At 71.1% G+C, this 22,679-nt stretch carries 19 protein-coding genes; 4 read left to right on the top strand and 15 right to left on the bottom strand.

Annotated elements, in window-relative coordinates:
* Positions 1-17 precede the first annotated feature (17 nt).
* A complete protein-coding gene (locus tag NUG21_RS17315; RefSeq protein ID WP_263391505.1) occupies positions 18-968 on the bottom strand; it encodes a hypothetical protein in 951 nt (316 codons plus the stop codon).
* A gap of 147 nt (positions 969-1,115) precedes the next feature.
* Complete coding sequence (locus NUG21_RS17320) at positions 1,116-1,961, bottom strand: glycosyltransferase family 2 protein (protein WP_263391506.1); 846 nt, start codon at positions 1,959-1,961, stop codon at positions 1,116-1,118.
* Between the two features lie 408 nt (positions 1,962-2,369).
* Here NUG21_RS17320 and NUG21_RS17325 point away from each other — a divergent pair, with 408 nt between their 5' ends.
* The 4 genes from NUG21_RS17325 to NUG21_RS17340 all read left to right on the top strand — a co-directional run bounded on the left by NUG21_RS17325 (position 2,370) and on the right by NUG21_RS17340 (position 7,605).
* Entirely contained in the window at positions 2,370-3,521 is a 1,152-nt protein-coding gene (locus NUG21_RS17325) for a phosphotransferase enzyme family protein (RefSeq protein ID WP_263391507.1), read from the top strand.
* A 104-nt stretch (positions 3,522-3,625) separates the two neighbouring features.
* Positions 3,626-5,806, top strand: a complete 2,181-nt coding sequence (locus tag NUG21_RS17330) for a TonB-dependent siderophore receptor (RefSeq protein WP_263391508.1) — start codon at positions 3,626-3,628, stop codon at positions 5,804-5,806.
* A 335-nt stretch (positions 5,807-6,141) separates the two neighbouring features.
* A complete protein-coding gene (pnuC, locus tag NUG21_RS17335; RefSeq protein WP_242160630.1) occupies positions 6,142-6,714 on the top strand; it encodes a nicotinamide riboside transporter PnuC in 573 nt (190 codons plus the stop codon).
* 159 nt (positions 6,715-6,873) lie between these two features.
* Positions 6,874-7,605, top strand: coding sequence for a UTRA domain-containing protein (locus NUG21_RS17340; protein WP_263391509.1), 732 nt, complete (start codon positions 6,874-6,876; stop codon positions 7,603-7,605).
* A gap of 639 nt (positions 7,606-8,244) precedes the next feature.
* On the opposite strand, the gene NUG21_RS17345 is transcribed toward NUG21_RS17340, so the two are convergent.
* The 13 genes from NUG21_RS17345 to NUG21_RS17405 form a co-directional block, all read right to left on the bottom strand.
* The gene (locus NUG21_RS17345; protein ID WP_263391510.1) at positions 8,245-9,078 is read right to left on the bottom strand and encodes a glycosyltransferase; all 834 of its coding nucleotides are present in this window, start codon (positions 9,076-9,078) and stop codon (positions 8,245-8,247) included.
* A 4-nt stretch (positions 9,079-9,082) separates the two neighbouring features.
* Complete coding sequence (gene gspD, locus NUG21_RS17350) at positions 9,083-11,374, bottom strand: type II secretion system secretin GspD (protein ID WP_263391511.1); 2,292 nt, start codon at positions 11,372-11,374, stop codon at positions 9,083-9,085.
* An 11-nt stretch (positions 11,375-11,385) separates the two neighbouring features.
* Positions 11,386-12,159 (bottom strand): type II secretion system protein XpsN, encoded by a 774-nt coding sequence (gene xpsN / locus NUG21_RS17355; RefSeq protein ID WP_184502389.1) that lies wholly within the window; start codon positions 12,157-12,159, stop codon positions 11,386-11,388.
* On the bottom strand, positions 12,149-12,973 hold the full coding sequence (gene gspM, locus NUG21_RS17360) for a type II secretion system protein GspM (RefSeq protein ID WP_263391512.1): 825 nt from the start codon (positions 12,971-12,973) through the stop codon (positions 12,149-12,151). Before gspM ends, xpsN begins: the two co-directional genes overlap by 11 nt.
* Positions 12,954-14,078, bottom strand: a complete 1,125-nt coding sequence (locus NUG21_RS17365; protein ID WP_242081799.1) for a PilN domain-containing protein — start codon at positions 14,076-14,078, stop codon at positions 12,954-12,956. Before NUG21_RS17365 ends, gspM begins: the two co-directional genes overlap by 20 nt.
* The gene (locus tag NUG21_RS17370; RefSeq protein WP_263391513.1) at positions 14,075-14,932 is read right to left on the bottom strand and encodes a type II secretion system minor pseudopilin; all 858 of its coding nucleotides are present in this window, start codon (positions 14,930-14,932) and stop codon (positions 14,075-14,077) included. The genes NUG21_RS17365 and NUG21_RS17370 overlap by 4 nt, the downstream gene beginning before the upstream one ends.
* Positions 14,929-15,582: a type II secretion system protein J gene (locus NUG21_RS17375; protein ID WP_263391514.1), complete on the bottom strand. Its 654-nt coding sequence runs from the start codon at positions 15,580-15,582 to the stop codon at positions 14,929-14,931. The genes NUG21_RS17370 and NUG21_RS17375 overlap by 4 nt, the downstream gene beginning before the upstream one ends.
* A complete protein-coding gene (locus NUG21_RS17380; protein ID WP_263391515.1) occupies positions 15,579-15,995 on the bottom strand; it encodes a type II secretion system protein XpsI in 417 nt (138 codons plus the stop codon). Before NUG21_RS17380 ends, NUG21_RS17375 begins: the two co-directional genes overlap by 4 nt.
* Positions 15,992-16,441, bottom strand: a complete 450-nt coding sequence (locus NUG21_RS17385; RefSeq protein WP_237473368.1) for a type II secretion system protein XpsH — start codon at positions 16,439-16,441, stop codon at positions 15,992-15,994. The genes NUG21_RS17380 and NUG21_RS17385 overlap by 4 nt, the downstream gene beginning before the upstream one ends.
* A gap of 78 nt (positions 16,442-16,519) precedes the next feature.
* Entirely contained in the window at positions 16,520-16,957 is a 438-nt protein-coding gene (gene gspG, locus NUG21_RS17390; RefSeq protein WP_026143220.1) for a type II secretion system major pseudopilin GspG, read from the bottom strand.
* A gap of 414 nt (positions 16,958-17,371) precedes the next feature.
* Complete coding sequence (locus NUG21_RS17395; protein ID WP_019798209.1) at positions 17,372-18,586, bottom strand: type II secretion system protein XpsF; 1,215 nt, start codon at positions 18,584-18,586, stop codon at positions 17,372-17,374.
* 121 nt (positions 18,587-18,707) lie between these two features.
* Entirely contained in the window at positions 18,708-20,438 is a 1,731-nt protein-coding gene (gene gspE / locus NUG21_RS17400) for a type II secretion system ATPase GspE (RefSeq protein ID WP_160948310.1), read from the bottom strand.
* Positions 20,439-20,718: 280 nt separating this feature from the next.
* On the bottom strand, positions 20,719-22,614 hold the full coding sequence (locus NUG21_RS17405) for a S8 family peptidase (protein WP_263391516.1): 1,896 nt from the start codon (positions 22,612-22,614) through the stop codon (positions 20,719-20,721).
* Positions 22,615-22,679 lie beyond the last annotated feature (65 nt).

A 22,679-nucleotide genomic window follows, 5' to 3' on the forward strand; every position in this document is an offset into this window, starting at 1 on the left:
GTGTTCGCCGGACACGGCTAGAACCGCCACCAGGCGGCCACGAACGGACCGCCCGCGCCGCCGGTGTTGCGCCCGGCCACCGGCTGCTGGTAGCCGAGCTGCAGCTGCGTGCCGCCGGGCAGCGTGTACAGCACCGAGGCCTGCAGCTTGCTGAAATCGAAGTTGTTGCCGCGGATCGGCGTATTGTCGCCGGGCGCGTAGATCCGGTTCGGGCCCTTGCCGTTGCCCAGGCTCTGGATCACGTTGAACTCGCCGATCAGCATCCAGCGCGGCGCCAGCGCCAGGCCGCTGGACACGTCCAGCCGCGCCTCGTCGGAGGCGTCGCCGCCACGCAGGCGCACCGCCGTGCCCAGGTCGACATAGCCGTCGTGCTCGCCCAGGCGGTAGCCGCGGCCGACGCTGTAGCGCAGCTCGGCGCCGTAGTCGCCCTGGCCCAGCGCCGGCCGCGCGCCGTCGCGCTGGCGCGCATAGGCGGGCACCAGCGCCAGCACCTGCAGCGCGCCCTGCCAGGGACCGTCGCGGCCATCCGGGTCGAGCCGGTAGCGCAGGCCGATTTCCTGGTCGGACCAGCCGCTGCTGTGGCGGTCGCCGTAGCCGCTGTCGTTGCGGTAGCCGACCTTGCTGAAATAGAAGTTGCCGACCAGGGTCAGATCCGAACTCAGCGCGTACTCGCCATAGAGATTGAGCTGGTCCTGGCGGCTGCGCCCGGCATCGGGGAAGTTGCCGGACTGGCCGTGGCTGTTGAACACCGCGCCGCCATCGGTATGGCTGGCCTTGAGGATCACCAGCCCGTGGCCGGCCTCGTCGACCCAGGCGCTGGCGTAGCAGGGGCCGGCCGCCAGCGCGAGCAGGGCCAGTGCCAGCCGCGCGCGGCGCGCAGGCGTGGCGCTGCCGGCAGCGGCCATGGGCATAGCGGACGCGCAGGCTCGCGCGTGGGTGCGCGAGCGCACGCCGTCGAGATCAAACATGGTTGAGTTCCTGGTGGGGCCCCCGCACCAGAGCGGGCACGGTGCAGGGGTGATCGGCGGAACACGGCACTTGTTAAGTGACGCACTTCCCAATATAGCGAATTTATGTTGCCATGCCGCACGCGCGCGCAACGCGGCAGATTTCGTTCAGCCTGGGCGCCGCCAGCACAGCCGGGCGAAGGTGACCCAGGCGTGCAGCCAGATCACCGCCCACACCGCCGCCCGCACCGGCCAAGCCCGGCTCGGCGCCTCGAACTTGCGGAAGTAGCGCCACAGCCCGCGGTGCTTGTGCCACTCGACGAACCACGGCCGCTTGCGGCTGGACACGCCGCGCACGTGCAGCACGCGCAGGCTGTTCAGCACCGCCACCGTGGCCCCGGCCTGGCGGACCCGGCGGCACAGGTCCAGGTCCTCGGCATGCAGCCGGTAGCCGACGTCCCAACCGCCGATGCGCGCGAACAGCGCGCGCGGCAACAGCATCAGCGCACCGGACAGCGCCGGCACCGGCTGCAGCGGCTGCGCCGGATCGGCCGCCAGCGCCAGCCGCGAGCCGGCCAGCGGATGCCGCAGCATCGCCGCGAAGTCCGGATCGCGGCGCCGCACCGCGGCGTCGGCGCGGCCGTGCTCGTCGACCTGCTCCACGCCCAGCAGCGCCTCGCCGAGCGCGGCGGCCTGCGCGCGCAGTTGGGACAGGGTGTCGGACTCGACCATCAGGTCGGGATTGACGAAGGCCAGCCACGGCGCATCGCTGGCCGCGGCACCCTGGTTGCAGGCGGTGGCGAAGCCGGGATTGTCGGGATTGGCGATGAAGCGCACCCGCGCATCGTCCAGCGCATGCCGCTGCACCACCGCCAGGGTGTCGTCGCGCGAGGCGTTGTCGACCACCCGGATCTGCGCCACCTCGGCGGCCGCGCGCAGCCGCTGCAGACAGGCATCGATGGTGCTGCCGCTCTCGTAGGTCACCACCACCACGGCTATCTGCTGTTCGCTCATCCGCCGATTATCCCGCATGCGCCGTCCGCAACGCGCGCGACAGGCATGGCGGCGGCGGCGATTGCCGCGCATACTCTGCGCCCCGTGCGCTGCGCGGCCGTTTGCGGCCCGCACGTGCGGGAGACGGAGCGATCCGTGTCCTTTCCTTCGCCCAGTGCAGATGCCGGTCAGCGTTGTTTCCTGTCCCAGGCTGCCGCCCCACCCCGCAGACCGCGCGCGCCGACTGAGACCGCGCGCATGCCGAGACGCCGGCGGCGCCACCGTCCCCGCTCCCGATCGTGCGACCGGGCCCTGCCTCAGGCCTCCCCGCCCCTGGTCTAGACCAATCGCGCACAGCCGCCGCGACGATGCGCATCGCGCACCCGGCATGCGGCGCGCCCGGGCGCACCGACACCGCGAGAGACGCGCATGAGCGCCCGCCACCAGATGCACGGCATGGGCCTGCAGACCGTGGCCGCCGACTGGCCGCCGCTGTCCGACGGCGAGGTGGAGGCGCTGCTGCAGCAGTACGCCTCGCCCGGCCAGCTGCGCGCACTGCGCTGGCACAGCCCGCGCCCGTTCTCCGCGGCGGCGGAGGTCGAGACCGCGGCCGGCACGCTGTTCGTCAAGCGCCACCACCGCCGCGTGCGCGACCTGCACGCGCTGGGCGAGGAACACGCCTTCATCGCCCACCTGCGCGCGCAGGGCGTGCCCGTGCCGGAGGTGCTGCGCGACCGCGACGGCGCCAGCGCGGTGCGGCACGGCCACTGGACCTACGAGGTGATGCGCGCCGGCGACGGCGAGGATCGCTACCGTGAGGCGGTGTCGTGGACGCCGTTCGCCGACACCACCCATGCCGCCGCCGCCGGCCGCGCCCTGGCGGCACTGCACCGCGCCGCCGCCGGCTACACCGCGCCTCCGCGCAGCACCACGGTGCTGGTCGCCAACCTGCGCCTGTTCGCCCAGCCGCAGCCGGTGCAGGCGCTGCAGCAGGATCTGGCGCGGCGCCCGGCACTGGCGACATGGCTGCAGCGGCACGACTGGCAGGACGACCTGCGCGCGCACCTGCTGCCCTGGCACGCGCAGGCATGGCCGCTGCTGCAGGCGCCGCCGCCGGCGCTGTGGACGCATGGCGACTGGCACGCCTCCAACCTGCTGTGGCGCGGCCACGGCGCCACCAGCACGGTCAGCGCGGTGTTCGATTTCGGCCTGGCCGACCGGACCTTCGCCCTGTTCGACCTGGCCACCGCGATCGAACGCAACCTGATCCCGTGGCTGCAACTGGACGACGGCGGCGAAGCGGTCGCCGAACTCGACCAGCTCGATGCGCTGCTGCACGGCTACACCACGCTGCTGCCGCTGGACGCGACGCAACTGCGCTTGCTGACCGCGCTGCTGCCGCTGGTGCATGCCGACTTCGCGCTCAGCGAGATCGACTACTTCGCCGGCATCACCGGCTCGGATGCGCACGCCGAGATCGCCTACCGCCGCTACCTGCTCGGCCACGCCACCTGGTACGGCGAGCGCGAGGGTCAGCGCCTGCTGCGGCACCTGCAGCGGCACGCCGCGGCCGCGCCATGAACCGACGCATCCACACCAATCCATCCGCCGTCACGGCTGCCGCGCGCACGCCGCGCGGCGCTGCCGCTTCCCTCTTTCGTTTCGTTTGCCCGAGGTCGTTCCGCATGCTGCCCACCCGCCGCTTCCCCACCCCGCACGCGCTTGCGCTGGGCCTGGCCATCGCCCTGCCGCTGCCGGCCCTGGCCGCCGACGATGCGCCGGCATCCGCCACCGCGCAGACCCCGGTCGAACTGGACGCGATCAACGTGCAGGGCCGCCAGCCGCACAACCGCAGCAGCCTGAGCGGCTACGGCGACGCGCCGCTGCTGGACACGCCGATGGCGATCGACACCATCGACCGCACCCAGTTGGCCGACCGCCAGGTGCGCGTGCTCAGCGAGGTGCTGCGCGCCGACGCCGCGGTCGGCGACAGCTATGCGCCGATCGGCTACTACGAGAACTTCCTGGTCCGCGGCTATTCGCTCGATGCGGCCAACAGCTACCGCATCAACGGCCTGACCATCGCCGGCGAACAGAACGTGGCGCTGGAGAACAAGGAGCAGGTGCAGGTGCTCAAGGGCCTGTCCGGGGTGCTGTCCGGCATCACCACCCCGGCCGGGGTGATCGACTACCAGACCAAGCGCCCGCAGCACGTGCGCAGCCTGGTGCTGAGCGGCGACGACGACGGCAGCCGTGGCGCGGCGGTGGACCTGGGCGACTGGTTCGGCAGCGAGCGCCAGTTCGGCCTGCGCGTCAATGCCGCGCACGAGACCCTGCGCAGCTATGTCGACCACGCCGATGGCCACCGCAACTTCCTGTCGCTGGCCGCGGACTGGAACATCGATCCGCAATCGACCCTGCAACTGGACGTGGAATACCAGGACCGCCAGCAGCGCTCGGTGCCGGGCTACCAGTTGCTCGGCGGCACGCAGCTGCCGAGCGGCGTGTCGGTGCATCGCCTGCTCGCCTACCAGCCGTGGTCCAGGCCGGTCGGCATCGAGGCGCTGAATGCACAGGTGCGCTACGAATACCGCTTCAGCGACGCCTGGAACGTGCATGTCGCCGCGTCGCACAGCCGCGCCCTGATCGACGATTACTCCAGCTTCGCCTGGGGCTGCTACGGCGCGGCCAGCTGCGCCAGCGACGCCGTGCCCAACCACTTCAGCCGCGAAGGCGACTACGACATCTACGACTACCGCAGCCCCGCCGACAGCCGCCGCAACGACGAACTGCAGGCGATCGCCAGCGGCAGCGCCAGCACCGGCGTGTTGCAGCACCAGTTCCAGGTCGGCGTCGACTATCTGCATCGCACCATCGACCGCCACGGCTCGATCAATGAAATGATCGGCAGCGGCAACATCGACGCCGATCCGCCGCTGCTGGCGCCGGCCGACGCGGTCCTCGGCCCCAAGCGCCGGCGCCTGGACAGCGCGCAGACCGCCCTGCTGGCCAGCGACCGCATCGGCATCGGCGATGCCTGGCAGCTGCTGCTGGGCGCGCGCCAGGTGCGCTACGACGAACGCGCCTGGGACCGCAACGGCACCCTGACCCGGCGCACCCGTCGCTCCGTGTTTCTGCCGCAGGCGGCGCTGCTGTTCAAGGTGCAGCCCTCGCTGTCGCTGTACGCCAGCTTCGCCAAGGGCCTGGCCCCGGGCGGCACCGCGCCCTGGTTCGCCAGCAACGCCGACAGCATCCTCGCCCCCACCAGCGCCTACCAGCGCGAGGCCGGCATGAAGTACGAGCGCGACGGCGTGACCCTGGGCGCGGCGTTGTTCGACATGCGCCAGGCGTACCAGTACGCGCAACCGCAGGCCGACGGCAGCTTCCTGTTCGTGCAGCAGGGCCGCCTGCACAACCGCGGCATCGAACTGTCCGCCGCCGGCACGCTCGGCGCCGGCCTGCACCTGCAGGCCAGCGTCGCTGGCATCCGCGCGCGCGCCGAGGACACCGGCACGCCGGGCGACGAAGGCCACCAGGCGTTGAACGTGCCGCGCTTGCGCGCCAGCGCGCAGGCCACCTGGGACGTGCCCGGCATCAACGGCCTGGCGCTGCTGGGCGGCGCGCAGTACAGCGGCGCCAAGTACGCCGACCGCAGCGGCCAGGTCGCCGTCGGCGGCTACAGCGTCTACACCCTGGGCGCCCGCTACGCGACGCGGCTGGGCGCGGTGCCGACCACGCTGCGGCTGAGCGTGGACAACCTCACCGACAAGCGTTATTGGCGCGACGTCGGTGCTTACGAAGGCGACGACTATCTGTTCCTCGGTGCGCCGCGGACGGCGCGGTTGGCGGTGCAGTTCGATTTTTGAGGAGCGGGGATTGCGGAGTCGGGATTGGAGATTCGTAAAAGCCGGAAGCAGACATGGCGACGGTCGCGGCTGAAGCCGCTCCTACAACACCCATGATTCCATGCGTTTGCGAAACGTCCTGATTCAGATGCACTGATCCACGATGACTTCATCCACCGCCCTCTCCTTGAATGCCAGGCGCGCTGATGCCGTTGTAGGAGCGGCTTCAGCCGCGACGGGCGTTCCTGCTAACGCTTGTCGCGGCTGAAGCCGCTCCTACAACCGAGCGCACTGCACTGCACTCGCGAACCACCCTCCATCCCGAATCCCCACTCCCCAATCCCGGCCTCCCCACCATGTCTCCCCTCGAACTGCTCGCCGTGCTGGTCAACGTCGTGGGTGTGTGGCTGACCGCGCGGCGAGTGCGCTGGTGCTGGCCGGTCAACGTGGTCGCGGTGCTGCTGTACGCGTGGCTGTTCTATCAGTGGAAGCTGTACTCGGACATGCTGCTGCAGGGCCTGTACGTGGTCCTGCAGGGCTACGGCTGGTGGCGCTGGAGCAAAGGGCTCGGCGACGACGGCAAGGTCCAGGTCGGGCCGCTGCCCTGGGCCGAAGGCCTGCGCTCGGTGCTGGCCGGCGCCGCCGGCGCGGTGCTGCTGGGCTGGTGGATGCACCGGCACACCGATGCGGCGCTGCCGTGGCTGGATGCCGCGCTGTCGGCATTCAGCGTGGTCGCCAGCGTCTGGGCCGCGCGCAAGCGCATCGCCAACTGGGGCCTGTGGATCGTGCTGGACTGCGTCTACGTCGGCGTGTTCCTGTACAAGGGGCTGTACCCCACCGCGGCGCTGTACGCCGGATTCGTGGTGCTGGCGGTGTACGGATTGCGCCTGTGGCAGGCGGATCTGCGTCGCGCGCGTGCGATCAGCTGAGTGCGCCCAGGTCCTTCCGTGCTTTCAACAACACTGCACGAGCGAAGGTCGGGCAATCGGCACACCGGAAGCCCTCACCCGTCAGGCGCCCCACATCGCCCGCATGCCTGCCGGCAGCGTAGTCTTGTCAGCCACGCTGCGCCTCACCCTGGACTTCGCATGAGCTTCGCCACCCCCGCCGGCTTCGCCCAGCGCATCGCCGATGCGCTGCTGGCGCGCATCGCCGCCGGCGAATGGCGGGCGGACCAGCGCCTGCCGGTGGAGCGCGAACTGGCCGCGCTGTTCGGCTGCACCCGCATCACCCTGCGCGAAGCCCTGCAGCAGCTCGAATCGGACGGCCACATCTACCGCGAGAACCGCCGCGGCTGGTTCGTCAGCGCGCCGCGGGTACGCCACGACCCCAACAGCATCGCCGGCTTCATGCAGTACGTGGCCGCACAGGGCGGCGTCCCGCGCACCGAACTGCTCGCCGCGCAACGCCAGCCGGCCGGCCCGGCGCTCGCCCGGCACCTGCAATTGCACGATCCCACGACCGAGGTGTTCGTGCTGCGCCGCCGCCGCTGGATCGGGCGCCGCGCGGTGCTGCTGGAGACCAACGCGATCCTCGCCGCGTGGGCACCGCGCCTGCTCGACCACGACCTGGCCGGCTCGCTGAGCGCGGTGCTGACCCAGCGTCTGGGCTTGCGGCAGGCGCGCAGCCGGCTGTCGATGTATCCGGCCACGCTCGACGCCGAGCAGGCCGCGCTGCTGCAATCCACCGCCGGCACGCCCTGCTTCCGCCTGCAACGCGTCAGCTACGATCCCGATGGACGCGCCGTGGAGTTCGACATCGAATCCTGGCGCCACGACGTGCTGGAAGTGTCGGTGGATGTATACGCGCCGCCGAAGTAAGCCGATCTGCGGCGATGTCAACCAGGCACGGGAGGTTGTGGGAGTCAACTGTCATGCAGCCGCGACGCGCAAAGCGGTGCGTGCTTTCCGATGGCGCAATGCGTCGGGACTGAAGTCCCTCCCACAGTGCATCCGGCGGGCTTGCCGCAAGCCGCTGTGGGAGTCAACTGTCCTGCAACCACGACGAACGGAGTAGGTGGACGATCGGACCTCGGAAGCCGTCGGGACTGGATCCCACAAAAAGGAGACGAGATTCCCTCCCACATCGCGCCCGGACACCGATCACCGCCAGTCCCTGCGGGAGTCGCGGTCGCTTGGCTTTGGTTGTTGCTCTTGCCCTTGCTTTTGACTTACCGGGTTCCCTTCCGAAGCGGCGGCCAGCGCGGGGAAAACCCCGAAGGGGCGGCGCACAGGGATGTGCGCCGTCCGCGGCAGGGGCAGGATGCCCCTTCCGCGGATCCCCGCGATGGACGCGGACCCGGAGCGCGCAGCGCGTAGGGCGCGAGGCAGGGCGCGCTTTCTTTTGGTTACTTTTCTTTGCGCGAGCAAAGAAAAGTAACTCGCCGTAAGGCGAAAGCTTTGCTCTTGCACTTGTTGTCACATGGCTGAATTGTAGGAGCGACCTCGACACGAGACGCACTAGGCATCGAACAGCGCGCGCTGCGGATCCGGCGGCGGCAACGTGTCGTACAGGCGCTGCAACTCCTCGCGGCAGGCGCGCAATGGATCGTGCATCAGGAAGCCGGCCAGGCGCGCGTGCCAGGCCGGCCAGCGCGTGGCCAGCGCGTCCATGTCGCCGTCGGCGGCGCGGCCTTCGCCGCTGCACGCGACATGCGCGGTCTCGCACAGCACGTTGCGCCAGCCGAGTCCGGCCATGCGCAGCGACAGGTCGGTCAGTGCCGCATACCAGGAGCCGTAGCTGCTGGCGTCCAGGCCGCCGGCACGCTGCCGCGCCACCCCGCGCAGCACCACCGCATGGCACACCGCCGACGGCAGTTCCGGATGCAGCGGCGGCAGGGCCGCGCAGGCGCGGGCCAGGCGCTCGGGATCCTCGGGCAGCGGATTGATCTCGCCCAGCCGCGGCCACGCGCAGGCCTCGCCGGCATTGCTCCACGGCGTGGCGCTGGCGATGGCCGCATCGCGCGCCAGGCAGGCGCTCAACTGCAGCAACCAGCCCGGCGTGGGCTGCGCGTCGGCGGCCAGTACCGCCACGTCGGCATCGCCGCAGGCGCGCAGCATCTCGTCCACATGCGCGACCTCGCCGAGCATGCGCGGCCGCCGCGTGTAGTCGGCCTGCAGGCGCGTGCGCGCCAGCCAGGCCTCGATCACGCGGATGCCGCGCGGGCCGGCCTGCGCATCGTCGGCCAGCCACACGCGGGTGCCGGCCGGCGTGTTCGCTTCGAGCGCGCCCAGGCAGGCGTCCAGCGCGACGTCGTCGACGCCGACCGCCAGCAGCACGATGGGCAGGCTCACCCGCTTACTTCTTGCCGCGTGCCGGCAGCGGCTTCATGGCCTCGAACTTCGCTCCGTACTCGTCAGTGAGATTGCGCGCTTCCTGCGGGTTGCGCACGATCGAGGGGGTGATCAGCACGATCACTTCCTGCCGGTTTGTGTCCTGCGTCTTTTGCCCGAACAGCGCGCCGACCACCGGCAACTTGCTCAAGTACGGCACGCCGTTGCTGCCGTCGGTGGTGCTGTCGTTGATCAGGCCGGCCAGCATGATGGTGTCGCCGCTCTGCACCGCCGCCTCGGTCTTGACCCGCCGCGTGTTGATCGGCACGTTGCAGGCGGTGCTGGTGCCGGCGTTGGTGCCGCAATTGGTCGACGCCGCGCCGGGCGAACTGACTTCCTGCACGATGTCCAGAAACACCATGCCGTCCTTGGTCACCCGCGGACGTACCTTCAGGATCACACCGGTGTCCAGATAGTTCACCGAGGAGTAGGTGGTGCCGGCGCCCAGGCCAGTATCGACGCTGACCGAATTGATCGGGATGCGCGTGCCCACGTTGAGGGTCGCCTCGGCGTTGTTGCGTACGAACACCGATGGCGTCTGCAGCAATTTGACGTCGGTGACCTCATCCAGTGCGGTGATCACCGCCGCGGCATTTTTGCCGAGGAAGGTCCAGCCCAGGCCACTGCTGCCGGTGATGGCGCCGGCGATATCGCCCCAGATCTTGCGGCCGGCCGCGCTGGGCAGATTCGCACCACCGCCGCTGAAGCCGATGTTGTTCGCAGTGGACGACGCATTCACTGCCTGCTCGAAGTACCAGTTGACGCCGTACTTGAGCTGGCCCTTCAAGTTGACTTCCGCCACCTGCGCCTCGATATGCACCTGCATCGGCATCACGTCGAGCTTCTCGACCACATCGCGGATCGAGCGCCAGGCCTGCGGGGTGGAGCGCACCAGCAGGGTGTTGGTTTCCTCCACCGCCGACACGCCGACCTTGTCGCCCTGCACTTCCAGGGTCACGCTGCCGTTGCCGGACGTGCGCGGCGACAGCTGCAGGCTGCCATTGCCCAGGCCGCCGCCGCTGCTGCCGGAGGAACTGCTGCCGCCCAGGCTGTCGCTGCTGCTGCCCAGGCTGCCGCCCAAACTGCCGCCGCCCAGGCTGCTGCTGTCGCTGCCGTTGAAGCCGCCCAGGCCGCCGCCGTTCAACTGGCTCATCTGCGAGCCCGGCATCAGCGAGGCGTTGGAGTCGCCGCGGTTGCCGCCACCGGCGCCGAACACCTCGGCCAGGCGGTCGGCCAGGTCCTTGGCCTTGATGTACTTGAGTTCGTAGGAGAACAGCCGCGCGCCGCCGCCGGCGCTGTCGATGCGGTCCAGCCACTCCTGGATCTGGTCCAGGTAGCGCGCCTGCGGGGTGATCACCAGCACCGCGTTGGCATTCTCCAGCGGCATGAAGCGGAACATGCCGGCGCTGGGGGTCTTGCTGTTCTCGCCGAACACCTTCTCCAGGTCGGCCGCCACCTGCTCGGCCTTGCCCGACTGGATCGGGAACACGCCCACCGACATGCCCGACAGCCAGTCGACGTCGAAGATCTGCACCGTGCGCAGGTAGTTCTCCAGTTCGGCGCGGGTGCCGCCCAGGGTGATGACGTTGCGCGAGCTGTCGATGCCGACGATGGCGTTCGGCCGCGCGTACGGCTCCAGCACCTTCTTCATCTCGCTGGCGGAGATGTACTTCAGCGGCACCACGCGCACCTCGAAGCCGCGCGCGTTGGCCGGCGAGGCGGTGCTCGGCGCCACCGTGCCGGCCAGGGCCTGGTCGGCGGGGACGATGTTGTAGCGGCCGCCGCTGTAGACCATGCGCGCGTTGTTCCAGCCCAGCACCATCTCCAGCAGGTTCAACGCCTGCGCCGGCGATACCGGCTTGGGCGTGGCCAGGGTCACCGTGCCCTGCACGCCCGGCGCGATCACGTAGTTCTGCCCGAGCATGTCGCCGAGGATGGCCTTGACCACCGCCTGCAACGATTCGCCCTCGAAGTTGAAGGTGGCGCTGCCGCTGCTGGCGTTGCCCAGCGACGGCGCCGGCGCCGCGGCGGCCGCGGAATTGATCATGGTGCCGCTGCCGCGGCGGATCACCGGGGTGGCGCGCTCGGGCAAGGCATTGGGGTCGGCCGGGCCGCCCTGGCCGTCGGTCTGGGTGCTGCCGGCCGCGCCGACCTGGGGGTTGATCGCGGCGCCGCGACGGATGTCCGGCGAGGGCGTGGTGGCGCAGCCGGCCACCAGGCCGATGGCGAGGAACAGGGAAAACAGACGCGGCGTCATGCGATCACTCTTCAAGGGTTCTGACCTGAGGGGTTGTTCTGGCGCTGTTGCTGCAATTGCCGGCGCCGCGCTTCGATCCGCTCGCGGATGGCCTGCAGTTGCTCCGACGAGGGAGCCGGCGACGACGGCGCGGGTGCGCTCGGGGTCGGTGCCTGGTTCGGCACCGGATTGGGAGCGGACTGGGTCGGCGGGCGCGGCGCCGTGGCGTTGGACTGGCCGTTGGGCGCAACTCCCGGCATCTGCCCCTGCGCGGCGGCCGCGCGCCCGGCCTGGCCGAGCACGGTCGGCGGTTGCCCGCCCTTGCCGTCAAACACCTTCAACTCCAGGGTCTGGGTGCCGCCGGAACCGCTGACCGTCGCCTGGCGCGGCGCCAGCGACAGCAGCCGCCAGCCCTGCACCGCGTCGCCGCCTTCCTGCAGGCGCAGCGATTCGCCCTGCTCGGTGGTCAGCGTGGCCATCTTGAAGCGGTCGGTGAGCAGCACGCCGGTCAGGCGCACATTGGGGGCGGCGGCCTGCCCGTTGTCGGCGCTGAGGAAGAACGGATGCGGGCGGCGATCCTCGGCGAACACCGGGCGCGCGGCGATCTCGCCATACTGCGAGAAATCGCCCAGGCGATGCGCAGTGGCCGCGGGCAGGCCCGGCAGCCGCTGCAGCATCGACGGATCGTCGGGCAGCGGCGCCACGCGTTCGCCGAGCCCGCCCAGGCCCAGCGCCCAGACCAGCAGCCCCCACAGCGCCAGCGTGCCCAGCCACACGGTGCGCAGGCCCATCGCTTCAATTCGCATGGCGTCCCTCCACCTGTTGCGGCAGGTCCGCCGGTGCGGCATTCGCGGCGCCAGGCGTGCCCGGCAGGTTGGTCGCGCTGGGCGCGGCCGGCGGCGCCGGCGCGGCGGCCGGTTCGCTCGGCCCGGCGCCGGCGGAACCGCCGGCATTCATCACCGGCGTGGCCGCGGCAGGTGCCGCCGCTGCCGACGGGTCCGGCGTGGCGGACGCGGCCGGCGGCGCCGGCATCGCGTTCGGGCGCAGGTAGCCGGCCAGTTCGAACGCCACGTCCAGGCCGTTGCCGCTTTCGCCCGGCGAGAGCTGGTAGCGCTGCGCCATCACGTTGAGGTTGTCGATGAACAATGCCGGTGTGCCGCTCTCCAGCGCATGCAGCACGGCCGCCAGTTCCGGCGTGCCGCAGCGCAGGCGCACCTGCACCGCGACACGGGTGAAGCGGTCGCTGCGGTTGTCGGCGGCCAGCGGCGAGCGGTTGCTGATCGCGCAGCTGCGGTTGCCGGGGCTGGCCGTGGCCACTGCGCTTTCCAGGCGCTGCACCAAGCCGGCCGAGGCCAGCTCGGCCGAGGTCTCGCGCAGGAAGCCCGGGCGCGTGGCCAGTTCGCGCTGCGCCTGCTGCAGCCGTTGCGCCACCTGCGGCGCCTGCTGCAACTGCATGCGCACGCGCAGTTCGCGCTGCTGCAGTTCCTGGATCTGCGTATCGACCTCGCGCATCGGCACGGTCCACCACGGATGCACCAGCACCAGGTAGCCCAGCGCCAGCGCCGCCAGCAGCAGGCCCAGCGCCAGCCAGCGGTCGCGCTTATCGACCTGCACCGGCATCGGCGGCCTCCTTGCGCTTGGTCCCGGCCAGTTCGGCGGTGAGGGTGAAACGGTCGCGGTGGCTGCCCGGGTCGGCCTGCAGCACGCCGGTCAGCGACGGCGTGCGCCACAGCGGCGAGCCTTCCAGGCGCCCGACCAGCGACGAGGCTTCGCTGCTGAGGCCGATCAACTGCAGCTGGTTGCCCTCGATCGAGAACTTCTCCAGATAGGTGCCCTCCGGCAGGCGCTTGCTCAGTTCGTTCCAGACCTCCACCGAGGCCGGGCGCTCGGCGCGCAACTGATCGAAGAAGGCGGCGCCTTCGACCAGGTCGACCAGTTGCTGGCGCTGCGCGGCGACCCCGCGCGCGCGCTGCGCGCCGCTGTCCACCTGCGTGCGCAGGTGCTCCAGCGCGTCGCGGCGGTTGTCCAGCAGCTGCCAGCCGGCCGCGCACAGCGCCAGCAGTGCGGTGGCGGCGAGGATCGCGTTCCAGCGCCGCATCGGGTCGGCGCGGCGATGGCGCTGTTCCTGCGGCAGCAGATTCACCCCCAGCGGCGCGCCATCGCTGCCGGCGACGTCGATGCCGGCCAGGGTCGGGCGCAGCGCGCCGGCACTGGCCTGCAGGTCGTCCAGCACGCGGCGCGGGGCCACCACCAGTTCGGCCTCGAGCTGGGCGTCGTCGCGGCGGCCGTCGGCGCGCACGTCGTAGATCACCTGGTCGGCCTGGAACGGGGTCTGCCGGTCGATCTCGAACTTCACCACCTCGCGCAGGTGCTCGGCGGCCGCCGCCGGCAGGCGCAGCCGGCGTTGCAGCGCCGCCTCGGCCGGCAGCAGCCAGACCCGCGGCAACGCCGCCAGGCGCGGCCCCAGCAGCGCCTCCAGTTCGGCGGGCAGCAGCGGCCACGGCAGCGCCAGCGGCGCGCCCAGTTCGGACTCGACCTGCCGCGCCAGCATCAGCTGCTCGCCCTCGCGCCACAGCAGCAGCCGCGCCTGCGACCAGCCCAGCTGCAGTTGCCAGCGCGGCGGCAGCCACGCCATCAGCGAGCGCTGCCACCAGGCCAGCAGCCCGCCCGCACCGGGGGCGATGCGTACGCCAAGTTTGTCCATCGTGTCGCGCCACGCCGTCATCGCACCGTCGTTCCTTCTTCCCAACGCAACACAGTGTAGGCGGAGCCCGGCAGCGCCGACGAGCCTGGGCGCACCACCGCGCGCAACACCCCCTCGCGGCCATTGCCCAGCCGTGCCCGGCTTTCGATGCTGTAGGTGCCGCCCCCGCCCATGCCGACCATGCCGAGCTGGGTCTGGTCGGTGCGTTCGCGCTGCGCCAACACCTGCTGCGCGTCCAGGCCGAGCGCGGTCAGCACCGGTCCCGGCGCGAAGTCCGGCGTCGGCCGCGACACCCCGCCGTACAGGGTCAGGTTGGGCAGCAGCTTGGCGTACAGCTCCGGGTCCATGCCCAGCACCAGCTGCAGCTCGGCCAGGCTCTCGAACGGGGCGTCCTTGGCGCCGTAAGGCAGGCCAGCCGCAGCGTAGTCGGGATCCTCGGCGCCGTTGGGCTGGGTCAGGTTGTCCGGATCGCGCCAGTCCACGATCGCCGCGGCGATGCGCTCGGCGCGCTGCGGATCCTCGCCGACCGCGCGCACCAGCGCCGCCAGCAGCGTCGCATCGGCCATGTTCAGATCGACCTTGCCGCTCTCGTCGGTGACGCGCAGGTCGACCGTGGCGCCTTCGTACTGCCAGCGGTAGCGGCGGCCGTCGGCACGCCAGCCCGGCTGGGTGGGCGTGCCGGCGAGCCGGGTCAGCGCGTATTCCAGGCCGGCGCGGGCGCGCTCCTGCGCCTCGGCACCGTCGCCCAGCACCTTGCCCTGCAGGTTCTCGGTGCGCGCGGTCAGCGCGAAGGCGCCGATCAACGCGGTCAGCAGCGCGATCAGCCACAGCACCAGTACCAGCGCGGCGCCGCGGTCGCGACGCGACGCGCTCATTGCCGCATCTCCGCGCCGCCGGCCTGGCGCAGCGCCACCACCAGCGGCGGCCACGCGGTGCCGTCGCCGCTGCGCAATTCGATCGAGACCAGCAGCGGCAGCGTGTCGGTGCGTTCCCAGCGTTCCTGCCAGGGGCCGATGCTGCCGCGCTCCGGGTCCAGGCCGCGGTAGCGGAAGCGCACCTCGCGCAGGTCGCGCGCCAGCGGCTCGGGCGGGCGCGGCGGGGTCTCGGCCAGTTGCTTGCCGGCCTGCACCTGCACCAGCGCGATCGCCAGTTGCCGATGGTCGCCCTCGCCGCTGACCCGCAGATCGTGCAAGTAGGGGCCGCCGCGGCCGAGATAATCGGGCAGATCGGCCACGAACTGCATGCGCTGCGCTTCGCCGACGAAGCGCACCGGCTGCAGGGTCTGCGTGTCGATGTCCAGCGGCAGCGACTGCGCGCCGCTCAGGCGCCGGCGCAGGAAACCCTCGACCGCGCGCATGCGTTCGCTGCGCCCAGCGATCGCCTCGCCGCGGCCGCTGATCGCCATCGCCGAGCGCAGCGTGGCGAAGGCCAGGGTCAGGCCGCCGACCAGCAGCACCGTGGCCAGCAGCACTTCGATCAGGGTGAAGCCGCGCGCGGCGGCGCGGCGCGGCGCACGCCGGGTCATTGCGGCACCCCGGCGGCCTGCGGCGCGACCAGGCGCAGCGTCTTCCACTGCAGCGCCTGCGCCTGCGCATCGCCCCAGCGCACCTGCAGGGTCAGTTGCAGCAGGGTCGGCGCGCCGGGCACCACCGCGGCATCGGGCGGCCGCCGCGGGTCCGCGTAGGGCGCCACGTCCAGGGTCCAGCGGTAGTGGCCCTGGTCCAGAGTGCCCTGGCTGCGTCCCGGCTGCAGCGGCTGCTCCACGCCCTGCGCGGCCAGCAATGACTGCGCATACAGGGTGGCGCGGCTCAACTGGTCGGCACGCTGCACTTGGCGCGCCGCGCCGGACAGCGAACCGAGCAGCAGGGTCAGCGCCAGCGCCAGCAAGGCGAACGCCACGATCACCTCGATCAGGGTGTAGCCGCGCTGACGGTTCATGGCGCCGCCTGCTCCGGCGCACGCCCCACCGTGACCTCGCCGGTCAGCCAGGTCACGTCGATGCGCCAGCGCGCCTGCCGCGCCTGCAGCTCGATGCGCCCGCCGGTGGACGCGCCGTCCTCGAAGAACTGGATCGCGCCCTCGCCGTCGCGGCGCTGCGCCTGGCGTGCGCCGGTGAAGCGGATCGTCAGCGACGGCGGAATCTCGCCGTGGCGGCCGTTGGGCGCCTGCCAGCGGTGCGCCTGCGGGTCGATCAGGAAGCGCTGCGGCTGGCCGCTGGCGATCGCCTGGGTGCGGGTGTAGCGCAGTTGCGAGGCGATCTCCTTGGCCGCCGAGCGCAGACGCATGCCGTCGATGCCGCCGGTCAGCACCGAGGCCGCCAACAGCGCGGCGATCGCGATCAGGCCCACCACCAGCAGCATCTCCAGCAGCGACACGCCGCGCATGCGCGCACGCGCCGCCGGCACGCACGCCGGCGCGCCGAAGCGCAGCGCGCCGGCAGGGGCCCGGATCACGGCGCCGGATCACTCGTACTTGATGTCGGCGTCGTAACTGCTGCCGCCGGGCTGGCCATCCTTGCCCAGGCTGATCAGGTCGAACGGACGGCCTTCGCCGGGCACCTTGTATTCGATCGGGTGGCCCCAGGGGTCGTTCAGTTCGGCGGGCTTGGCGTAGGGGCCGAGCCAGCCGCTGACGCCGCCCGGCGCGGTGACCAGGTCGTCGAGCTTGGACGGCAGCTTGCCGGTATCGAGCTGGTAGTTGTCGACCTTGCCGGCCAGGGTCTGGATCTGCGACTTGGCTAGGTTGGCCTTGCCGCGGTCGGCGCCGCCGAGCACGCGGCTGCCGACCAGGGTCAGCACCGCGCCGATCAGCACGATGACGATGATGATTTCCAGCAGGCTCATGCCCGCCTGGCGTGCGGCGGACGGGGAACGGGTCAGGGAGCGGCGGAGAGTGCGCATTGCATCGGATCCTTGCGGTGGAAGACCTATGTAGCCGAACACGGTGACGATGGCAGCCGGTGCCGGCCGGCGGTACAGCGGCGCGTCACGCACGCCGTCACACCTGCCGGAGGATCCGTGCCGCGCGCACGCACGGCCGCGGCCGGCGCGCACGGCGCCGCTGGCAATGGGACAGGGGCGGCGGCCGAAGGTTCCCGCACGGGAACGCGCGGCGTCACAGTCCACGGCAGTCGCCTGAGGCCCGGCCAAGGCCGGGCGTTCGGCGCCACATGCGCCATGGCGCGGTGCCCGGACGTGTCAGGCGAGGCCGCGGCCATCCATGGCGTCGCATTGCCGGCTCCGGATAGACCGGCCCGGCCATCCATGGCCGGGCGTTCGGCCATGCGCGAACCTGCGGTTCGCAAGCGCATGGCCTCACCCAATCGCATTGGTGAGGTCGTAGAGGGGGACGAGGACGGAGATGATCACCAGGCCGACCACCGAGGCCAGGACCAGGGTGATCGCCGGCACCATCGCCGCCAGCAGGCGGTCGATGGCCTGTGCGGTCTCCTGTTCGAAGGTGTCGGCGGTCTTCAGCAGCATGATGTCGAGCGCGCCCGATTCCTCGCCGACCTGGATCATCTGCAGCGCCAGGCGCGGGAAGCGCTTGCCCTTGGACAGCGAGGCCGACAGGCCGTGGCCGTTCTTGACGTCGTCCGCGGCGGCGCCGACGTCGGCGGTCAGCGCCAGGTTCGACAGCACGTTGCGGGAGATGCCCAGCGCCGCCAGCAGCGGCACGCCGTTGCGCAGCAAGGTGCCGAGCGTGCGGGTCAGGCGTGCGGTCTCCAGCCGCGAAATCAGCACGCCGACGAAGCGCTGGCGCAGCAGCCAGGCGTCGAAGCGGGCACGGAAGGCGGGATCGCGGCGCTTACGATCCACCGCCAGGATGGTCACGCCCGGCACCACCAGCAGCACGATCCACCAGTCGCGCACGAACAGGCCCACACTCAGCACCGCCTGGGTGAACCACGGCAGGGCCACGTCCAGGCTCTCGTACATCTGCGCGAACTGCGGCACCACGTAGCCGAGCAGGAACAGCAGCGCGCAGCCGACCACGCTGACCAGGATCGCCGGGTAGATCAGCGCGTTGATCACCCGCCCGCGCAACTCGCGGCTGCGCTCCAGGTACTCGGCCAGGCGTTGCAGGGTGTCGTGCAGGCTGCCGCCGGCCTCGCCGGCGCGCACCATGTTGATGTACAGGCGCGAGAACAGCCCGTGCTGGCGCTCCAGGGCGGTGGACAGCGGCGCGCCGCCGCGTACCGCATCGCGGATGTCGCCGACGGTACGCTTGGAGCGCTCGTCCTCGGGCAGCTCGAGCAGGATCGACAGCGCGCGATCCAGCGGCTGACCAGCGCCGAGCAGGGTCGCCAGCTGCTGGGTGAACTGCACCAGCGCCGCGCCGTCGAACGGCTTGGGCCGGAACAGCCCGCGCAGCGAGGTGCCGCCGCCCTCGGCGGCCAGCCTGGCCTGCATCGGCATGTGCCCCTGCTCCTGCAGGCGCAGCGCCACTTCCGCCTCGCTGGCGGCTTCCATCTGCCCTTCCAGGATCTCGCCGTGCGAGTCCAGGGCCTTGTAGCGATAGAGCGGCATCAGGTGCGGGACCCGGGACCCGGGACTCGGGACCCGGAAAACAGCAATGACGCATCGCGCGCGCACCGGCGCAAAGCGGCGAGCGAGCAGCAGGGTGCGACGAACCTGCGCGACAGCGACATCAGGTTTCCTCCGTCACGCGCAGCACTTCCTCGATCGTGGTCTGGCCGCTGAGCGCCTTGGCCAGGCCGTCCTCGTACATGGTGCGCATGCCGGCCTCGCGCGCCAGTTGCTCGATCTCACCCATGCCGGCGTGGCGCATCACCGCACGCCGCAGCACGTCGTTCATCACCAGAAATTCCATGATGGTGGTGCGGCCCACGTAGCCGGTCGGCGCGATCGCCGAAGGCCGCGGGCGGTACAGGAAAATCTCGCCTTCCGGCTGCAGCCGGCGCAGTTCGAACTTCTCGATCTCCTCCGGCGAAGCCGCATAACGCTCGGCATGGGTCGGCTCCAGCCGCCGCACCAGTCGCTGGGCGAGGATGCCGTTGATGGTGGAGGTCAGCAGGTAGTCTTCCACGCCCATGTCGAGCAGGCGGGTGATGCCGCCGGCGGCGTTGTTGGTGTGCAGGGTGGACAGCACCAGGTGGCCGGTCAGTGCGGACTGGATGGCGATGCGCGCCGTCTCCAGGTCGCGCATTTCGCCGATCATGATGATGTCCGGGTCCTGGCGCACGATGCTGCGCAGCGCATGCGAGAAATCCAGGCCGATCTGCGGCTTGGCCTGGATCTGGTTGATGCCCTCGATCTGGTATTCGACCGGATCCTCGACGGTGATGATCTTGACGTCGGCGGTGTTGAGCTGGCTCAGCGCGGTGTACAGCGTGGTGGTCTTGCCCGAGCCGGTGGGACCGGTGACCAGCAGGATGCCGTGCGGCTGCTCCAGCACCTTGCGGAACTGCGGCAGGAACGCGTCGGTGAAGCCGAGCCGGTGGAAGTCGAACACCACGGTCTCGCGGTCGAGCAAGCGCATCACCACGCTCTCGCCGTGCGCGGTGGGCACGGTGCTCACGCGCAGGTCCAGCTCCTTGCCCTGCACCCGCAGCATGATGCGGCCGTCCTGCGGCAGGCGGCGCTCGGCGATGTTGAGCTTGGCCATGATCTTGACGCGGCTGATCACCGCCGCGGTCAGGTTGGCCGGCGGGCTCTCGCCGTCGATCAGCACGCCGTCGACGCGGTAGCGCACCTTCAGCCGGCTCTCGAACGGTTCGATGTGGATATCCGAGGCGCGCAGTTCCACCGCGCGCTGGATCACCAGGTTGACCAGGCGGATCACCGGCGCCTCGGAAGCCAGGTCGCGCAGGTGCTCGATGTCGTCGGCGGCGACGCTGTCGCCGTCGGCGGTTTCCACGATCGCGCCCATCGCGCTGCGGCCCTGGCCGAACCAGCGCTCGATCAGGTCGTCGATCTCCGAGCGCAGGCCGACCCGCGGCAGCACTTGCAGGCCGGTGGCCAGGCGCACCGCGTCGGCGGCATAGGCATCGTGCGGATCGGCCATCCACAGTTCCAGCACGCCGTCGTGTTCGCCCAGCGGGCACACATGGAATTGCTTGAGGAAGCGCAGCGACAGCGGTTGCGCCTCGGGCAGGCTCTCCGGCGCGGTGGCCGGCAACTGCTTGGCGTCGAGCAGCGGCAGGCCCAGGACCTCGGCGCTGAGTTCGGCATGGTCGCGCTCGGAGACCAGGCCCAGGCGCGCCAGCAGCGCCAGCAGGCCGCCGCCGGACTCGCGCTGCAGTTGCCGCGCGCGCGCCAGGTCGCCGTCCTTGAGCCGGCCCTTGGCCAGCAGCGCCGCGATGATGCGGCTTTCGGGCGTCTCCACGGCGACGGCAGTGTCCTTCACGAGCGCATTCACGCGATCCCTCCCAGATGACCGTGCGACTTTAGCAGTTCGGCATGACCCGACGCCGAATCCGGCGCGCTCCCCCGTCGCTGTCTACCGAGAGGCAGGGATGCCGGCACCGGCAGGCCCGCGACGGTCATCGGCCTGACATCCTCGCAGGCGATGGTGGCCTGTTGCGACGCGCCCACCTCCGCCGCACGGCGGGCCGGCACGGCGCTGTCCCCAGACGCAGGAAACCCGGCCGGAGCCGGGTTTCCTGGGACGACATGGCGCCTCCCTGCGCCGCGTGCGCTTACTGGCGCGCGACCAGGCTGACGCCGGTGTAGGTGCTCTCGCCGACCAGCTTGATGTAGTACGTGCCGGCCTGCGGCGCGGTGAAGCGCACCGTCTCGTTGTTGCCCGGGCGGGTCGACTTGGCGTCGGCATTGCCGGTGCCCGGCTCCTTGCCGAAGCTCACGTACAACGACACGTTGCCGCTGCCGCCGTAGGTGAGGAAGCTCAGCACCGCACCGGCCTTGGCCTCGAAGCTGTACAGCGCCTCGTTGCCGGCGGCGCCGGCCAGGCCCGCCACCGCCACCTTGTTGGTCAGCGCGGTGGCCGTCGGCGCGCACTGCTCGGTGGCCGGATCGCACGGCTCTTCCAGCGCCTTGTCCAGCGCGGCCTTGGCATCGACGATGCCGGTGCCGATCGGGGTGCTGGACGGGATCGACACCGGGAACGGACGCGCGGTCTGCTTGAGCAGGGTCTCCAGCGCAGCCGGGGTCAACGGCGCCTTGCCCGCGGCGATCAGGGCGCTCTGCACCAGCGCCGCCACCGCGGCCACGTGCGGCGAGGCCATCGAGGTGCCGCCCAGGCCCATATAGGTGTAGTTGCCGGAGGTCGGCGTGGTCGCACCGCTGTAGCCGTTCTGCCAGATGTAGCCGCCCGGGTTGCCGTCGACGCTGCCGCCGCCGCCGGGACCGGACAGGTCCACCTTGGCGCCATAGTTGGAGTAATAGGTAATGCCGCCGGTGATGCGGGTGGCGCCGACCGCGATCACGTTGTCGCAGCTGGCCGGGCTGAAGTTGGCGGCGTTGGCGGTGTTGTTGCCGGCGGCCACCACCACCGTGGTGCCGCGCGACACCGCGCCGTTGATCGCGTCCTGGGTGACGCTGTCGCAGGCGCCGCCGCCGCCCAGGCTCATGTTGATGATCTCGGCCGGGTTCTGGTTGGTCGGCACGCCGGATACGGTACCGCCCGAGGCCCAGATGATGGCGTCGGCGATGTCGGAGGTGTAGCCGCCGCACTTGCCGAGCACGCGCACCGGCAGCACGGTGGCATTGGGCGCCACGCCGGCCATGCCGACGCCGTTGTTGGTCGCTTCGGCGACAGTGCCGGCGACATGGCTGCCGTGCCAGGAACTGTCGTCGGCGACGGAACCGGCGTAGCACTCGTTGTCGTTCTCGACCCAGTCGCCGTAGTCCAGCGCGCCCGGCACGCGCTCGTCGGTCGGACGCCGCGAGGTCGCCGCGTCGGAAATGAAGTCGTAGCCCTGCAGCAGGTTCACCGCCACGTCCGGATGGTTCGGCAGGATGCCGGTATCGAGCACCGCCACCACCACGCCGTCGCCCTTGGACACGTCCCACGCCGCCGGCGCGTTGATGCCGCCGGTGGCGTTGCTGTAATGCCACTGGTACTGCGCGTACAGCGGATCGTTGGGCACGAACTGCGGCTGCACCTGCGCCTTGGCGCGCAGCACCTCGACCGGCCGCAGCTTGGCGTCGACCTGCGCGTACTTTACCGCCGGGTCGGCGGCGATCTCGGCCACCACCTTGTCCAGGTCGGCCTTGCTCAGCTTGCCGGTCAGGCGGATCAGGTCCGCGCCGATACCCAGGGTGCGCACATACTCGGCACGCACGCTGGCCGCGGCCGCGCGCGAGATGCCGTTGCCGCCGCCGAGGCTGGCGCGGCCCACCGCCGACTGCACCGCCGACAGCTTGGCGCTGCGGTCGCTGGCCGCGGCGGTACCGGCGTTGTAGCGCACCAGGATGCGGTTGGAGGTCACCGCATCGGCCGGCGCGGACCTGCCCGGTTCCTTGACCGGCAGCGGCGCCGAAGCGCCGGCCGCGATCGCGCTCGAGGCTCCCAGCGACATCGCCAGCATGGCGGCGGCGATGGCATTGATACGAAGGTTTTGCTTGTCGATCACGTTGACGTCCTCTTCAAAGTTTCGTGGATCAGGCGACAGTTGCGGCCGTAAAAACTCCCTTTTTC

It is taken from the genome of Xanthomonas sp. CFBP 8445 (assembly GCF_025666235.1).
GTDB classification, from domain to species: Bacteria; Pseudomonadota; Gammaproteobacteria; order Xanthomonadales; family Xanthomonadaceae; genus Xanthomonas_A; species Xanthomonas_A indica.

What these genes read in the sequence shown, in the direction of transcription:
- xpsN (WP_184502389.1), bottom strand. Translation starts at nt 12,159, where the DNA reads ATGCGAATTGAAGCGATGGGCCTGCGCACCGTGTGGCTGGGCACGCTG.
- NUG21_RS17395 (WP_019798209.1), bottom strand. Translation starts at nt 18,586, where the DNA reads ATGCCGCTCTATCGCTACAAGGCCCTGGACTCGCACGGCGAGATCCTG.
- NUG21_RS17315 (WP_263391505.1), bottom strand. Translation starts at nt 968, where the DNA reads ATGTTTGATCTCGACGGCGTGCGCTCGCGCACCCACGCGCGAGCCTGC.
- gspD (WP_263391511.1), bottom strand. Translation starts at nt 11,374, where the DNA reads ATGACGCCGCGTCTGTTTTCCCTGTTCCTCGCCATCGGCCTGGTGGCC.
- NUG21_RS17370 (WP_263391513.1), bottom strand. Translation starts at nt 14,932, where the DNA reads ATGAGCGCGTCGCGTCGCGACCGCGGCGCCGCGCTGGTACTGGTGCTG.
- NUG21_RS17365 (WP_242081799.1), bottom strand. Translation starts at nt 14,078, where the DNA reads ATGACGGCGTGGCGCGACACGATGGACAAACTTGGCGTACGCATCGCC.
- NUG21_RS17380 (WP_263391515.1), bottom strand. Translation starts at nt 15,995, where the DNA reads ATGAACCGTCAGCGCGGCTACACCCTGATCGAGGTGATCGTGGCGTTC.
- NUG21_RS17385 (WP_237473368.1), bottom strand. Translation starts at nt 16,441, where the DNA reads ATGCGCGGCGTGTCGCTGCTGGAGATGCTGCTGGTGGTGGGCCTGATC.
- gspG (WP_026143220.1), bottom strand. Translation starts at nt 16,957, where the DNA reads ATGCGCACTCTCCGCCGCTCCCTGACCCGTTCCCCGTCCGCCGCACGC.
- pnuC (WP_242160630.1), top strand. Translation starts at nt 6,142, where the DNA reads ATGTCTCCCCTCGAACTGCTCGCCGTGCTGGTCAACGTCGTGGGTGTG.
- NUG21_RS17375 (WP_263391514.1), bottom strand. Translation starts at nt 15,582, where the DNA reads ATGACCCGGCGTGCGCCGCGCCGCGCCGCCGCGCGCGGCTTCACCCTG.
- NUG21_RS17320 (WP_263391506.1), bottom strand. Translation starts at nt 1,961, where the DNA reads ATGAGCGAACAGCAGATAGCCGTGGTGGTGGTGACCTACGAGAGCGGC.
- gspM (WP_263391512.1), bottom strand. Translation starts at nt 12,973, where the DNA reads ATGCCGGTGCAGGTCGATAAGCGCGACCGCTGGCTGGCGCTGGGCCTG.
- NUG21_RS17340 (WP_263391509.1), top strand. Translation starts at nt 6,874, where the DNA reads ATGAGCTTCGCCACCCCCGCCGGCTTCGCCCAGCGCATCGCCGATGCG.
- NUG21_RS17330 (WP_263391508.1), top strand. Translation starts at nt 3,626, where the DNA reads ATGCTGCCCACCCGCCGCTTCCCCACCCCGCACGCGCTTGCGCTGGGC.
- NUG21_RS17325 (WP_263391507.1), top strand. Translation starts at nt 2,370, where the DNA reads ATGAGCGCCCGCCACCAGATGCACGGCATGGGCCTGCAGACCGTGGCC.